Source organism: Stenotrophomonas sp. SMYL20, from assembly GCF_036320045.1.
In the GTDB taxonomy this organism is placed as follows: domain Bacteria; phylum Pseudomonadota; class Gammaproteobacteria; order Xanthomonadales; family Xanthomonadaceae; genus Stenotrophomonas; species Stenotrophomonas maltophilia_A.
Map to the genome: position 1 here is coordinate 49,949 of NZ_JAWIRT010000019.1, position 14,498 is coordinate 64,446.

Genomic DNA, 14,498 nt, shown 5'->3' on the forward strand with positions numbered 1-14,498 from the left:
CTGCTTTGCCTCCTTCAAGGATGACCCCATGCCTGCTGCTGTTTCCCTCCGCCCCCGCGCTGCGGGCTGGCGCTCCCTGCTGTTGCTCGCACTGGCCTCGGCCAGCCTGCCGGCTGCCGCGCAATCGATGGCCTGCGGCACCTACAAGGACAGCGACGGCACTATCACGCTGACCATCGAGAGCGAAGGCCACGCCTTCCTGTCCGGCCCCTACCAGGCCACCGAGGAGCTGCGCATCGCCCGCCAGGAAGACGTGCTCGGCACCGGCAACCTGTCCACGGGACGCCTGGAAAACTGGTTCTTCTCGGACAACGACCGCGCGATCAACACGCCCTATCGCGAGTTCACCCGTGAGCACGCCGCCGCCTGCAAGACGATGCCCGAGCCCATCGAAGATGGTTGCGTGATGAACACCTCCGAGTGCCTGGAGGCGCTGCCCGAGGCCGCACCGGTGAAGCTGCACGTCTGGTGTGCCGAGGGCGTGGGCGCGGCCTGCTCCCAGCTGTTGGAGGCCTACCAGCAGCAGGCCAAGGACGCTGCCCCGGCGCCTGCACGGGCCGAGCCGCCGAAGCCGGAGATCTGCAAGGAGGATTCCGCGTCCTTCAACGCCGAGGGTTGCAGGGCGATCGCCGAGGTGGTCGGGCTGGAGATGATCGGCAAGTCCCTGCTCGGGCTGCAGCATTCGGTTGATCCCGTGTTGCCGTCCGCGCAGCTCGATGAGCTGGGCGCACTGTGCCGGCAGCAGCACGGCGAGACCTTCTGCGCCGACGTTGCCGAGGTGCTGTGGAGTGGCGGGCGCCTGTTGCAGGCCCACGAAGCGCTGCAGCTGTCGTGCGCGCAGCGCGCGGACGGCGTGGCCTGCGGCCGCGCCAAGGCGCTTGCCAGCCTGGCCGCTGCGCCGGTCGCTTCACTGGCTCCGGTGCCGGCCACTGCGCTGCCGTGTGGGAGCTATGAAGCCGAGTACGGTGTGCTCTCGCAGCTGCGCTTCCTCGATGGCGGCCTGGTTGAGGCCGAGGGCCGCGACCAGCGCCTGCGCGCGCGCCTGCAGGACGGCCGCATCCTCATCCGTCCCGATGTCGGCAGCGACTTCGTGCTGCAACCGCTGAAGAACGGAAACCTCGCCAGCGTCGACGGCGGCAACCGCTTCGCCTACTACGAGCGCAAGCCCACCGCAGGCAATGCCAGCTGCACGCCGCCGGTGGCGTTCGTGGAGATCCCGCTGCCACTGGATTGCCCCACCCTGGCACGCAAGGACGGCGCCAAGGCCTGCTGCACCGAGGGCAAGCTGCTGGGCTGCAAGGTTGCCGGCGAAGCCCTGTTCGAGGCCGAGAAATGGGCCGCGTCGCTGCCCTACTTCGAGACGCTGTGCGGCGCCGGTGTCCGCGAAGGGTGCCTGGCATTGGCAGCGGTGTATTCGCATACCGCCGACCCGAAGATCCCGCAGGCCATGGCGGCGCTCTGCGCGAAGGATGGCAAGGGCACGCATGTGGCCTGTGATGTGGACGCCACCCGCAACTGGCCGGCACTGAAGGCCGAAGCCGCGCTCTGAGGGCGCGGGAAGGGGTACCCGCAGCGTCGAGCTTGCTCGACTTCTGCTGGCAGTGGATGGAAACAGTCGAGCAAGCTCGACGCTACACGTCAGGTGCTCTTCCTGGGGATGATGGTGATGTGCCCGTTGATCTCCAGCAGGGCCAGCTCGACATCCTCCACGCCCAGGCAGCCCTGCTGGCGCATCGCGGCCTCGAAATCGGCGCGGGTGACCTGCTCACGGCGCAGAACGGCGTCGAACAGGCGCCCATCACGCGCGATCACTACCGGTTCTCCTTCCACCAGGCGCTCGATGCGCCGGCTGCGGGTACTGACCCAGCCCACCCCATAGTTGAGCAGGATCAGGGTGGCCGCCAGCAGCAGGCCGCCGCCCAGCGAGGTATCGGTACCCAGCAGCGCGTTCTGCACCGCGTTGCCCAGCAGCACCACCAGCAGTACGTCGAACGGGGTGATCTGCCCCAGCGGGCGCTTGCCGCTGAGCCGGACCATGCCCAGTACCACGACATAGACCACCACCGCGCGCAGGATGAACTCCCACCATGGCATCGCCAGTGCGAACAGATCGGGCATTGTCTTCCCCTGCGGAGCGGTGGCCCAGCGTGGCGCAGGCCACGGCATCTGGCAACGGCACAAATAAAAAGCCCCGCTGACCAGGGGGAGGTCAACGGGGCCGGGGAACGGGCACTTGGGGAGGAGTCCCCGTTCCGAGATCTGCTCCAGGGGATGGGAGAGATCCACAACAGGCGTTGCGCCTGTCGAGAGTTATAGAAGCACTCCGAACACTAACGGTTCGTGAAGGGGCCCAATTTAATGAACTTCCATCAGGGCAACATTCATGATCGAGTCAGAAAGCTCCGACGGATGAACGAATTCACGTCGTTTTCGGCCTGAAATGCACTCAGTGGGCTTCGTCCCAGTTGTTGCCGATGCCGGTATCGACCACCAGCGGCACCCGCAGTTTGGCCGCTTGCGACATGCGCTCGACCACCTGCAAACGCAACTCCTCGACGAAACTGCTTTCGGTTTCGAACACCAGTTCATCGTGCACCTGCAGGATCATCCGTGCCGGTGCGCCGCTGTCCCGCAGCCACTGGTCCACGTCCACCATCGCGCGCTTGATGATGTCGGCGGCGGTGCCCTGCATCGGCGCGTTGATCGCGGCGCGCTCGGCACCGGCGCGCAGGCCCTGGTTACGTGCATGAATGTCGTTCAGGTACAGGCGGCGGCCGAACAGGGTTTCCACATAGCCCTGGTCGCGGGCCTGCTGGCGCATCCGCTCCATGAAATCACGCACGCCCGGGTAGCGGCTGAAGTACAGCGCCACGTAGTCCTGCGCCTGGCCACGGTCGATGCCCAGGTTGCGCGCCAGGCCGAAGGCGCTCATGCCGTACATCAGCCCGAAGTTGATCGCCTTGGCCGCGCGGCGCTCGTTCGGGGTCACTTCCTCCAGCGTGCGCCCGAACACCTCGGCGGCGGTGGCGCGGTGCACGTCGGCGCCCTGCTCGAAGGCACGCACCAGGCCCGGGTCCTCGGACAGATGGGCCATGATCCGCAGCTCGATCTGCGAATAGTCGGCCGCCAGCAGCTGGAAGCCCTCCGGCGCGATGAATGCGCGGCGGATACGGCGGCCATCCTCGGTGCGGATCGGGATGTTCTGCAGGTTCGGGTCTGACGAGGACAGGCGGCCGGTGGCGGCGCCGGACTGGTGGTAGCTGGTGTGCACGCGGCCGGTGTCCGGGTTGACCATCTCCGGCAGCTTGTCGGTGTAGGTGCTGCGCAGCTTGGCCAGGCCCCGGTAGTCCAGGATCACTCGCGGCAGCTCGTGCTGGTCGGCGATCGCCTCCAGCGCCTCTTCATTGGTGCTGGGCTGGCCCTTCGGGGTCTTCACCACCGCCGGCAGCTTCAGCTCATCGAACAGCACCGCCTGCAGCTGCTTGGGCGAATCCAGGTTGAAGCTGCGTCCAGCCAGCTCGGTGGCCTTCTGCTGCGCGGCCAGCATGCGCGAGGACAGGTCCTGGCTCTGCCGGCGCAGCTCGACGGTATCGATCCGCACGCCATTGGCTTCGATGCTCGTCAGCACCGGCACCAGCGGCATCTCGATGTCACGGTACACGCTGTCCAGCGCCGGTTCGGCCAGCAGCTGCGGCTGCAGCGCGCGGTGCAGACGCAGGGTGATGTCGGCGTCCTCGGCCGCATAGCGGCTGGCTTCGTCGATGCCCACCTGCGAGAACGGAATCTGCTTGGCGCCCTTGCCGGCCACGTCCTCGAACTTGATGGTGTTGTAGCCCAGGTAACGCAGGGCCAGCGAATCCATGTCGTGGCGGGTGGCGGTGGAGTTGAGCACGAAGCTCTCGAGCATGGTGTCGTCGTGGTAGCCCTGCACCTCCACGCCGTGGCGGCGCAGCACATGCAGGTCGTACTTGCCATGCTGGCCCAGCTTTTTCTTTGCCGGGTCCTGCAGCACCGGGCGCAGCGCATCCAGCACCTGCTGCATCGGCAGCTGCGCCGGCGCGCCCGGGTAATCGTGGCCGACCGGAATATAGGCGGCCTTGCCCGGCTCGACCGCCAGGCTGATGCCCACCAGGCGCGCACGCATCGCGTCCAGCGCATCGGTTTCGGTATCGAAGCTGATCAGGTCCGCCTGCTGCAGGCGCTCCACCCAAGCCAGCAGCTGCTCTGCGGTCAACACGGTCTCGTATTCACCCGGCGCGGCCAGCGCCGGATCCAGCGTGCCGGCGGCCGGTGCCTCGGCGCTGCCACGGGCGAAGCCGGCGGCGGTGCCACGCAGGCTCGGCGTTGCTTCGCTGGCGGCCGTCGGCGCCGGCAGCGGTGCACCCAGCTCCTTCAGCGCCTGGGTGAAGCCGTAGCGCGCATACAGCTCGGTCAGCTCCGGCACGTCCTGCTCGCGCAGGGCCAGCGTGGTCGGGCTGGCGTCCAGCTCCACGTCGGTGCGGATGGTCACCAGCTCGCGGTTCAGCGGCAGGCGCTCCAGCGCGGCGCGCAGGTTCTCGCCGATCTTGCCCTTCATGGTCGGCGCGGCCGCCATCACCCCGTCCAGGTGCTGGTACTCGGCCAGCCACTTGGCGGCGGTCTTCGGCCCGCATTTCTCCACGCCCGGCACGTTATCGACGGTGTCGCCCATCAGCGCCAGCAGGTCGATGATCTGGTCGGCGCGCACGCCGAACTTCTCCATCACTGCGGCATCGGAATCCATGCGGCTGCCGGTCATGGTGTTGACCAGTTCGATGCCCGGCCGCACCAGCTGGGCAAAGTCCTTGTCGCCGGTGGAGATGGTCACCTTCAGGTCCTGCGCCACGCCCTGCAGGGCCAGCGTGCCGATCACATCGTCGGCTTCCACGCCGGGAATGCGCAGGATGCTGATGCCCAGCGCTTCAACGATGCGGCACATCGGTTCAACCTGGCTGCGCAGCTCGTCGGGCATCGGCGGGCGGTTGGCCTTGTACTGCTCGTACAGGTCATCGCGGAAGGTCTTGCCGGGCGCATCGACCACGAACGCCACGTAGGCCGGGCGCTCCTTCAGCGTCGAGCGCAGCATGTTGACCACGCCGAACAGCGCGCCGGTGGGTTCGCCCTGTGCATTGGACAGGGGCGGCAGCGCGTGGAACGCGCGGTACAGGTAACTGGACCCGTCGATCAGGACTAATCTGCTCATGGGTCGATTCTACGCGCCCGTGCCTGCACTGCGACGACACGGCACAGCCGCGGTGATGGGGCATAATCAAGGCTCTTTCCAGGCAAAGGCCCCCGCCGATGAAGACCCTGATGCTGGCTTCCCTGCTCCTGCTCGCTGGCTGCGCCAGCATGGGTGGCGCGGGCGCTCCCCCGGTGGACGTCAAGGGCGCGGATGTGTCCAAGCGCACCATGGACAACGGCGATGTCATCGAGGAATACCGCGTGTCCGGCCAGCTGCGCATGGTCAAGGTGACCCCGTCGCGCGGTGCCCCGTTCTATATGTACGACAAGAACGGCGATGGCCGTTTCGACAACGACAAGGACGGCGTGTCGCCGGTGTACTGGAAGCTGTACAGCTGGTGATGTGACCGGGGTCGGATCCCTGCGATTCAGTAGATCCACGCCATGCGTGGATGGGCCCCTGCCGGCCCCTACAAAAGATGACGCCGGCGCGCATCCTGCGGCCGGCGTCGGGTCCCCTCCCCGGGAACGCTTGTATCAGCGGATGACCAGCACCGGCAGCGTGCTGCGTGCCAGCACTTCAGCGGTCTGGCTGCCCAGCAGCACACGGGTCACGCCACGGCGGCCATGCGAGGTCATCACGATCAGGTCGCTGTTGCGCTCACCCGCCGTCTCAATGATGCCGTCGGCCGCGTAGCGGTCCAGTACGTGCACCGGGTTGGCGGTAATGCCCTGCTCGGCGGCCTTGGCCAGCGCCGGCTGCAGCACCTTCTGCGCACCTTCCTCGCGGTCGGCCTTGTATTCAGGGCTGTTCATGTAGCCCACGCTCCAGCCCATGGCGTCGTACATGCCGACGGCCCACGGCTCGGAAACGGTCACGATATCGACCTCGGCGTTGAGGTCCTTGGCCAGCTCCAGACCCTTGGCCAGGCCCTTGTCGGCCAGCTCGGATCCGTCGGTGGCAATCAGGATGCGCTTGTACATGGTGGGGCTCCGTGGCGGTCTGCCAGATGGGAACAACACCATTGCACACCGGATGTGCAGGGCGCGCCTTGAGCAGGATCAATCCGGCGCGGCGCAGCGGCGTGTGCGCATCGCCAGCTTGCGTACCCGGACACTGCAGCGCAAGCTGGGTGGGCGGCGGCGCGCCGCCTTGGGAGAACCCGCATGCAGGACCGCAAGCCGACATCACGAAGCCCCCTCAGGATCATCCTGTGGAGCCTCATTGCCGCCTTCGTGCTGTTCTGCGGCGGCTATTACCTGGGCAAGGATCTGGCCCAGCGCGACAACGCCAGGCAGTCAGCCGGCCGATAGCCTGCTGCCGTAGAGTCGAGCTTGCTCGACTGCCTCTGCTCATAAATGGCAGTCGAGCAAGCTCGCCCTCGCGCGCCGCGCTTCCCCCCCCGCCCCCCCCGCCGCCCCCCCCCCCCCCCCCCCGCCCCCCCCCCCCCGACTCTACGGCGCCCCTATCTTCAGGCGATCTGCACCACGCGTGCGTTCTGGCACAGCGGATAACTGGCCACGAATTCGGCAATCGCATCACGCATCGCTTCGAACGATTCGCCGTACATGTACAGCGCGGTCTCGGTCGGGCCCTGCCACCAGCTACAGATCTCGCCCAGGCCGTCGATGTTCTCCGACAGCTGTTCGAACACGTGGTTGGAATCGCACTGCTCGTAGACCTCGTCCGGCAGGGTCAGGCCATCCAGGTAGATGCCCAGGCCTTCGGTCACGCCGAAGCCTCGATCAGCCTCGCCCGCCCCCTGCAGTTGCGAACCCTTCGGCGCGCCCAGCTGTTCCAGCAGGTCGATCAGCTTCGGCACGCCTGCAGCGTCCACCAGCGCCACTTCGATGTCGCCGTATTCGACCTCGCCGAGGTCGGACATCGCGGTGCCGCCGCCGGTCAGCTCGCCCACCTGGGCCGCCTGCAGCAGCGCATCGAGCGGATCCTCGAACAGTTCGTGGCGATGCTCGGGCTGCAGCTTGGCGTTCAACTTCACGGTGACGTGCAGCGTGGGTTCGGTCATCGGGGCGTTCCTGGAAGATGTCAGGCCCCATTGTAGAGTCGAAGGTAGCGGCAGGAGCCGCTGCCAACGTCGCTTGCGACGGCCCGAAGGGTGCCGGTCAGGACGACCGGCATAGCTTGCTCGACTGCCTTTGTAGAGTCGAGCCGTGCTCGACTGCCTTTCCCACCAGAAGCAGCCGAGCATGGGCTCGGCTCTACAACAGCCCGTCAACGCAGGAACGGCGTCACCTTGCGCTTGAGCAACTCCACCAGCACCGGGTCCATGTAGTCGTAGTCGTCCGGGATATCCAGGCAGATCACCCGCTTGCCCTTCAGCCATGCTTTGTAGCGGCTGGACAGCCGATTGCGGTGGGCGCGCTCCATCACGAACACCAGGTCCGCCCACTGCAGCAGCTCGGGGCTGAGCACTTCTTCGGCGTCGGCCAGCAGCCCGGCCGAAGCGGTTTCGATGCCCGGCCAGTCGGCGAATACCTGCTCGGCCGTCGGGCTGCGCAGGCGGTTCTGGCTGCAGAGGAAGAGCACGTTGCGGGTCATGGCCGCAGCCTAATCGGGGTCGGATCCCTTTTCCAACGGGAAAGGGCTCTGACCCCAACCACGTGCATTCCGCGATGGGGTCAGAGCCCTCCCAGCGGGAGGGATCCGACCCCTCGACGGTGATCAGATCACCGTCAGGTTGGCGTAGGCCATCACCAGCCACTTGCTGCCGGCGTCGGCGAACTCGACCTGCACGCGGGCGTGGGCGCCGTTGCCTTCGTAGTCGGTCACCATGCCTTCGCCGAACTTGGGATGGGTGACCAGCGTGCCGAGCTTCAGCGGCGGCGCCTCGATCGAGGCATGGCCCATCACCCGGCTGGCGCCCATCGAGGCCGGCCTTGAGACCTGCACCTTCGGGCGCACTTCGTGCAGCAGCTCGCGCGGAATCTCGCGCAGGAAGCGCGACGGCAGGCTGTAGTTGTCCTGGCCGTGGATGCGGCGCGATTCGGCGTAGCTCAGCACCAGTTTCTGGCGCGCGCGGGTGATGCCGACGTAGGCCAGGCGGCGCTCTTCTTCCAGCCGCCCGCTTTCCTCCAGCGAACGTGCGCTGGGGAACAGGCCTTCTTCCAGGCCGGCCAGGAACACCAGCGGGAACTCCAGGCCCTTGGCCGAGTGCAGGGTCATCAGCTGCACGCCGTCCTCGCCCGCCTGCGCCTGGCCCTCACCGGCCTCCAGCGCGGCATAGGCCAGGAACGCGACCAGCTCGTCCATGTCCTCGCCCACTTCCTCGATGTCATCGGCACGGCGCACGAAGCGAGAGGCCACCGAGACCAGTTCGTCGAGGTTGTCGGTGCGCGATTCCGAGTCCAGCGCGTTGCGGCTTTCCTTGCTCCAGTGCTCGCGCAGCTGCGAGCGGGCCAGCACGTGGTCCACGCGCTCGGCCAGGGTCATGTGCAGGGTCTGCGCCTGCAGCTCGTTGACCAGCACCAGGAAGCCGGCCAGTGCATTGCGCGCACGTGCGGCCAGCGCGCTGCCCTGGGTGACCAGCATGGTCGCTTCCCACAGCGAAATACCCTGCGCGCGCGCCTCGCGGCGCACTTCGTCCAGCGTGCGATCGCCGATGCCACGGGTGGGCGTGTTGACCGCGCGCTCGAAGGCGGCGTCATCGTTGCGGTTGGACAGCAGGCGCAGGTAGGCCAGCGCATCCTTGATTTCGGCACGCTCGAAGAAGCGCATGCCGCCGTACACGCGGTACGGCACCTGTTCGCTCAGCAGGGCCTCTTCCAGCGCGCGCGACTGCGCGTTGCTGCGGTAGAGCACGGCCACTTCGGTATAGCTGCCACCGTCACGCACCCACTGGCGCGCGCGCTCGACGATGTAGCGCGCCTCATCCATCTCGTTGTAGGCGGCGTACAGGTCGATCGGCTCGCCGTCGCCGCTGTCGGTCCACAGCTGCTTGCCGATGCGGTCGGGGTTGTGCGCGATCACCGCATTGGCGGCGCCGAGGATGTTGGCGGTGGAGCGGTAGTTCTGTTCCAGGCGGATGGTCTGCGCGCCCGGGAAATCGCGCAGGAAGCCCTGCACGTTCTCGACCTTGGCACCGCGCCAGCCGTAGATGGCCTGGTCATCGTCGCCGACCACGAACACGTGGCCGGAATCGCCGGCCAGCACGCGCACGAAGGCGTACTGGATGGCATTGGTGTCCTGGAACTCGTCTACCAGGATCTCGCGGAAGCGCGCGCGGTAGTGCGACAGCAACGCCGGGTTGTCGCGCAGCAGCTCATGCGCGCGCAGCAGCAGCTCGGCGAAGTCGACCAGGCCGGCGCGGTCGCAGCGTGCCTGGTACTCGATGTAGGCCTGGCGCATGGTTTCCAGCCAGGCATCGTGCGGCTCGGGCTGGATGTGCTGCGGGCGGCGGCCTTCGTCCTTCTGCGCGTTGATCCACCACGCGATCTGCTTGGCCGGGTACTTGCCGTCGTCCAGTTCCAGCGCCTGCACCACGCGCTTGACCAGCCGCAGCTGGTCGTCCGAATCCATGACCTGGAAGCCTTCGGGCAGCTTCGCGTCCTGCCAGTGCAGGCGCAGCAGGCGGTTGGCCAGGCCGTGGAAGGTGCCGATCCACATGCCACGGCTGCCATTGGGCAGCTGTGCGTCGATGCGGTGGCGCATTTCGCCGGCCGCCTTGTTGGTGAAGGTCACCGCGAAAATGCCGTGGGTCGGCACGCCATCGACTTCATGCAGCCAGGCGATGCGGTGGGTGAGTACGCGGGTCTTGCCGGAACCGGCACCGGCCAGCACCAAGTGGTGGCCGGGGGGAGCGGAGACGGCTTCGCGCTGGGCCGGGTTCAGGCCATCAAGCAGGTGGGAGACATCCATGCCCCCATTTTACGGCATCGCCGTCGCGGCTCCTGCGACCACCTGGGTTGCCAGTGCCTGCGCCTGCTGACGCAGTTCAGGCACCGCCAGGCTTTCCCACAGGCTGCCGATGCGCAGGCTGCCGAGCACGCCCAGCCGTGCCTGCGGCTGGCCACCGGCGGCACACAGGCGATCGCCCGGCACCGTGCTGTCCAACCCCAGTCCATGCGGGCCGGGGCGTGCCAGCCCATCAGCCTGCAGCTGCTGCAGCAACGGATTGCGCAGTGCGCTGGCGCGGGTCTCCACGCCGGTGGCGTTGATCACCCCGCCGATCATCCACTGCTGTTCATTGCCCGAGGCATCGCGGCCGGACAGCTGCAGCGCATTGCCGTCGCGCCAGACGCGTTGCAGGCGGGACCGGTGGATACGCAGCTGGCCGCTGTCCTGCAGCGCCTGCAACTGCGCATCCACTTCTTCGGCGATGCGGTGGCGATGCACGTCCCAGTAGCGCACCACATGGCGCAGGAAGCGGCGCTGGTCGGCCTCTTCGAGGCTGCACCACAGCGCCTGCCCGTGCGGACGGATGCGGTCCATCACGCCCTGCCACGGCAGGCCGTCGGCCTGTGACTGGCGTGCGAACCCGCGCAACGCGCGCAGGCGCTGGCGCAGGTTCATCGGCAGCAGCGTGGCCGGATCGAACGTGGGCAGGCCACCATGCGCGTGCGGCAACGGCAGCAGGCCATGGCGCGAGATCACGTGCAGCGGTCCGGTGTGGCCGGCGGCGACCAGCGCCAGCACGGTGTCGGCCATGCTCAGGCCGGAGCCGACAATGGCTACAGCCTGTTCGCCGGCCAGGGTGCGTACGCCGTCGTAGTCCCAGGCCTCGATCACATCATCGGCAGGCAGCGCCTCGGCACCGGCCACCGGCAGCGGGCGCATGCTGTTGCCGGTGGCGAGCACCGCCTGCGCGGCGTGCAGCGTGTGGCCATCGCCCAGCTGCAGCCGGTAACCGTGGTCATCCGGCTGCAGGCCCAGCACCGGCTGCGCGATCACCTGCAGCTGCGCCGGGCTGGCTGTGGCGGCGTCCTGCAGGCGCTGTTGCAGGTAGGCCGCGAAGTAGTGGCGGCACACGTAACGCTCGCCCAGCACCTCGCGCGCCTCGCCCGGGTAGGCGTTGGCGGCCATCAGGTAGTCGAGGAAATCGCCGGGCTGGTCGGCAAACGCACTCATCTTCGCCGCCGGCACGTTCAGCAGATGCTCCGGCCACGGCGTGGCATAGGCGATGCCCTGCGCCAGCTGCGAGGCGGGTTCGAAAATGGCCAGCGCCAGCGGCGCCTTGGCCTGGCGCAGTACCTGGATCGCCACCAGCACCCCGGCCGCACCACCACCGATGATTGCCAGGTCCAGTTCGCCATTACGCGGTGAATCAGTCATGTGCCGATTGTAGGCCATCGGCGATGACAGGCCGGATTGCCGAAGCGGGCGGCCGGCATTGCCTTACATCAACGCATCGGCCAGCCGTGCGATGCCTTCGCGGCTGCGCCGCCACGTGGGGCGGCTGCGCCACTGCTGCAGATCCAGCTGCCGCGACTCACGCAGATAGCCATCCTCGATCTCGCACAACTGCTGCACCAGCGCGCGGTCGTAGCAGATCAGGCCGATCTCGGCATTCAGCGCGAACGAGCGGATATCCATGTTGATCGAGCCGAGCACGGCGATGTCCTCGTCCACGCTCATGTGCTTGGCGTGCAGGAACTGCGGTTCGTACAGGGCGATGCGCACGCCACAGCGCAGCAGCTCGTCGTAGTACGCCTCCTGCGCCCACGAGGTCAGCCGCTGGTTGTTGCTGGCCGACAGGATCAGCTGCACCTGCACGCCGGACAACGCCGCAATGCGCAGCGCGCTCAACGTGGCTTCGTCCGGCACGAAGTACGGCGTGACCATCACCAGCCGCCGCCGCGCCAGGTGGATCAGCGCGGCCACCGCATCGCGTGCGTTGCTGTACGGATAGGCCGGGCCACTGGGCAGCAGCTGGGTGGCGATGTCATCGCTGCACTCGGGCACATCGGCAATCACGTCCAGGCGCTGGCCGGTTTCCATGTACCAGTCGCTGGCGAACACCGCTTCCAGATGCGCCACCGCCGGGCCACGCACGCGCGCCACCAGTTCGCGGTTCGGGTGGCCGGGCACGAACTGCGGGCCCGCCAGGTTCTGCGAACCGACGTAGGCCACTTCGTTGTCGATCACCGCGATCTTGCGGTGGTTGCGCAGGTCCATGCGCCCGCTGCGGCGCCAGCGCAGGCCACCGGGCAGCATCGCGCGCACTTCGATGTCGCGCGCTTCCAGGCGCTTGCGATAGGCGCGCAGGCCGCGCTTGGCACCCACTGCGTCGAGCAGCACGCGGCATTGCACACCACGCGCCGCTGCGCGCTGCAGTGCCTCGACCACCGCCTCGCCCACCGCGTCGTCAAACATCAGGTAGTACAGCAGGTGCACGCGGTCTTCAGCCTGGTCGATGTCGGCGATCAGCGTGTGCAGCGATTCGTCGTAGTCGGTCAGCAGGTCCACCGCGTTGCCGTGCACCGGCATGAAGTCGCCCTGGCGCTGCACCAGCGGCACGATCTCGGCGCAGGCAGTGTCCGGCTGCGGGGTCCAGCGCAGGCGATGCTGCAGCGCCTGTTCCTCGCGTATGACCTGCGAGGCCTCGGCCTGGCGGCGGATGCGCTCGCGCGACAGCCACGGGTGGCCGAACAGCAGGTACAGCGGCAGGCCCAGCAGCGGCACGAAGCCGACCAGCAGCAGCCAGCTGCGCGCCGCCCCCGGCGTGGTGCGGGTGGGGATCCAGCACAGCGCGACCAGCCGGATCAGCCAGTCGATCAGCAGCAGGTAGGAACCCAGCAACCACTCGAACAGCATCGCGTCGCCCGTCGGGAGGTGATGGGCCATTCTGCCCAGCGGGGTGTGTAGAGTCGAGCCGCGCTCGACTGCTTTGAAGCCGTGTGCCAACCAAGGTTGGCACCTACCGGGTGGGGGGACGGCGTGCCAACCAAGGTTGGCACCTACCGGGTGAAGGGACAGCGTGTCGACCAAGGTCGACACCTACCGGGGGCGGGACAAGTTGCCAACCAAGGTTGGCACCCACCCTCTGGATGCCAGGCATGAAAAAACCCGCCACTAGGGCGGGTTTCTTCGCGGGGATCAGCAATCCTTGCGGATTACTTGATCTTGCCTTCCTTGTACGGGACGTGCTTGCGCACGACCGGATCGTACTTGGAGAATTCCATCTTCCCCGGGGTGTTCTTCTTGTTCTTGTCGGTCGTGTAGAAGTGACCGGTACCAGCGGTCGAAATCATACGGACCTTATCGCGCTTGCCTGCCATGATCGTCTACTCCTCAGACCTTTTCGCCGCGCGCACGCAGCTCAGCCAGAACGGAATCGATGCCGTTCTTGTCGATGGTGCGCAGTGCATGCGCGGAAACACGAAGCTTCACCCAGCGGTTTTCGCTGGCAACCCAGAAGCGGCGCTCGTGCAGATTCGGCAGGAAACGACGACGGGTCTTGTTGTTGGCGTGCGAGACGTTGTTACCCGTCTGCACTCGCTTGCCGGAAACCTGGCATACGCGGGACATTGCGCACCTCGATAGTAAGTTGTGTCAGCCCGTAGCCCGGGAGACGGCGGCCTCGATGGTTGCCCACCACACGTCAAGAGAATCAAAGGGTTACGCTGGCGTTGGGCGGCCGGGGACGTGCTCCCGGAGGCGCCGCCCGGTAGAAAACCGGACACAGCGAGCCGCGCATTATGCACGGGTTCAAGCACTTGCGCAAGTTACCCACAGGCTGGGGCTGAATGCGACGGTCGCTCCCTGTAGAACCAGCTCAACGCAGATGCGGAATCACCTGGGCCAGCAGGTGCGCATCCTTCAATGCGCCATGCAGGCCCCGGTTCCCGGGAATGCGAAGGCGCTGCAGCACATCATCCAGCTTATTGCCTTGGCCCGGCCAGCGCCCGCGCGCCAGCTTCAGGCTGCAGGTGATGCGGCAATGCTGGGCCAGCGTGCCGGGGATGCCAGCCAGGCGCAGCTCGTTGTCCAGGAAACCCACGTCGAAGGTGGCGTTGTGCGCGACCATCTCGCTGCCACGCAGGAACTCCAGCAGCTCGGCGGCCTTGCTGGAGAACAGTGGCTTGCCCACCAGCATCGCGTCGCTGATGCCGTGCACGCGCTGCGCGCCCCAGTCCACCTTGCGCTGCGGCTGCAGGTAGGTGTGGAACTGGCGGCCGGTGAGCTGGCCATCGATCAGTTCGACGGCACCGATTTCGATCACCCGGTGCCCCAGGCGGTGGGAGATGCCGGTGGTTTCGGTATCCAGTGCGACGATGCGGCTCATCAGGGTGTGCGTTCTCCAGTACGTGCAGCCGGATTTTCGCACGCGACCGATGCA

Annotated in this window: 14 protein-coding genes; 3 read left to right on the plus strand and 11 right to left on the minus strand. The window is 67.1% G+C overall.

Annotated elements, in window-relative coordinates:
* The first annotated feature begins 28 nt into the window (after positions 1 to 28).
* A complete protein-coding gene (locus tag V3B48_RS15245) occupies positions 29 to 1,549 on the plus strand; it encodes a hypothetical protein (protein ID WP_329894016.1) in 1,521 nt (506 codons plus the stop codon).
* 89 nt (positions 1,550 to 1,638) lie between these two features.
* On the opposite strand, the gene V3B48_RS15250 is transcribed toward V3B48_RS15245, so the two are convergent.
* Together V3B48_RS15250 and polA are read right to left on the minus strand one after the other, a co-directional pair.
* Positions 1,639 to 2,118 carry a YetF domain-containing protein gene (locus V3B48_RS15250; RefSeq protein WP_032129193.1) on the minus strand — a complete coding sequence of 160 codons (480 nt, stop codon included), beginning with the start codon at positions 2,116 to 2,118 and terminating at the stop codon, positions 1,639 to 1,641.
* A 328-nt stretch (positions 2,119 to 2,446) separates the two neighbouring features.
* Positions 2,447 to 5,221 (minus strand): DNA polymerase I, encoded by a 2,775-nt coding sequence (gene polA / locus V3B48_RS15255; RefSeq protein WP_329894017.1) that lies wholly within the window; start codon positions 5,219 to 5,221, stop codon positions 2,447 to 2,449.
* Between the two features lie 98 nt (positions 5,222 to 5,319).
* Here polA and V3B48_RS15260 point away from each other — a divergent pair, with 98 nt between their 5' ends.
* Positions 5,320 to 5,604 carry a DUF2782 domain-containing protein gene (locus V3B48_RS15260; protein ID WP_005411628.1) on the plus strand — a complete coding sequence of 95 codons (285 nt, stop codon included), beginning with the start codon at positions 5,320 to 5,322 and terminating at the stop codon, positions 5,602 to 5,604.
* A 135-nt stretch (positions 5,605 to 5,739) separates the two neighbouring features.
* Here the strand turns inward: V3B48_RS15260 and V3B48_RS15265 are convergent, their stop codons facing one another.
* Complete coding sequence (locus V3B48_RS15265; protein WP_005411629.1) at positions 5,740 to 6,186, minus strand: universal stress protein; 447 nt, start codon at positions 6,184 to 6,186, stop codon at positions 5,740 to 5,742.
* 183 nt (positions 6,187 to 6,369) lie between these two features.
* Here V3B48_RS15265 and V3B48_RS15270 point away from each other — a divergent pair, with 183 nt between their 5' ends.
* Complete coding sequence (locus V3B48_RS15270; RefSeq protein ID WP_180862753.1) at positions 6,370 to 6,516, plus strand: hypothetical protein; 147 nt, start codon at positions 6,370 to 6,372, stop codon at positions 6,514 to 6,516.
* Positions 6,517 to 6,674: 158 nt separating this feature from the next.
* Here V3B48_RS15270 and V3B48_RS15275 read toward each other — a convergent pair whose 3' ends face one another.
* The 8 genes from V3B48_RS15275 to dnaQ form a co-directional block, all read right to left on the minus strand.
* Entirely contained in the window at positions 6,675 to 7,229 is a 555-nt protein-coding gene (locus V3B48_RS15275) for a hypothetical protein (RefSeq protein WP_329894018.1), read from the minus strand.
* Between the two features lie 206 nt (positions 7,230 to 7,435).
* Positions 7,436 to 7,762 (minus strand): low molecular weight protein tyrosine phosphatase family protein, encoded by a 327-nt coding sequence (locus V3B48_RS15280; RefSeq protein WP_049398648.1) that lies wholly within the window; start codon positions 7,760 to 7,762, stop codon positions 7,436 to 7,438.
* A gap of 123 nt (positions 7,763 to 7,885) precedes the next feature.
* Positions 7,886 to 10,078 (minus strand): DNA helicase II, encoded by a 2,193-nt coding sequence (gene uvrD, locus V3B48_RS15285; RefSeq protein ID WP_329894019.1) that lies wholly within the window; start codon positions 10,076 to 10,078, stop codon positions 7,886 to 7,888.
* 9 nt (positions 10,079 to 10,087) lie between these two features.
* A complete protein-coding gene (locus V3B48_RS15290; protein WP_329894020.1) occupies positions 10,088 to 11,509 on the minus strand; it encodes an FAD/NAD(P)-binding protein in 1,422 nt (473 codons plus the stop codon).
* A gap of 45 nt (positions 11,510 to 11,554) precedes the next feature.
* On the minus strand, positions 11,555 to 12,973 hold the full coding sequence (cls, locus tag V3B48_RS15295) for a cardiolipin synthase (protein ID WP_100435485.1): 1,419 nt from the start codon (positions 12,971 to 12,973) through the stop codon (positions 11,555 to 11,557).
* Between the two features lie 299 nt (positions 12,974 to 13,272).
* Entirely contained in the window at positions 13,273 to 13,440 is a 168-nt protein-coding gene (rpmG, locus tag V3B48_RS15300) for a 50S ribosomal protein L33 (protein ID WP_170272460.1), read from the minus strand.
* 10 nt (positions 13,441 to 13,450) lie between these two features.
* Positions 13,451 to 13,687, minus strand: a complete 237-nt coding sequence (rpmB, locus tag V3B48_RS15305) for a 50S ribosomal protein L28 (RefSeq protein WP_005411638.1) — start codon at positions 13,685 to 13,687, stop codon at positions 13,451 to 13,453.
* Between the two features lie 247 nt (positions 13,688 to 13,934).
* Positions 13,935 to 14,444: a DNA polymerase III subunit epsilon gene (dnaQ, locus tag V3B48_RS15310; protein ID WP_032130518.1), complete on the minus strand. Its 510-nt coding sequence runs from the start codon at positions 14,442 to 14,444 to the stop codon at positions 13,935 to 13,937.
* Between the last annotated feature and the right edge of the window lie 54 nt (positions 14,445 to 14,498).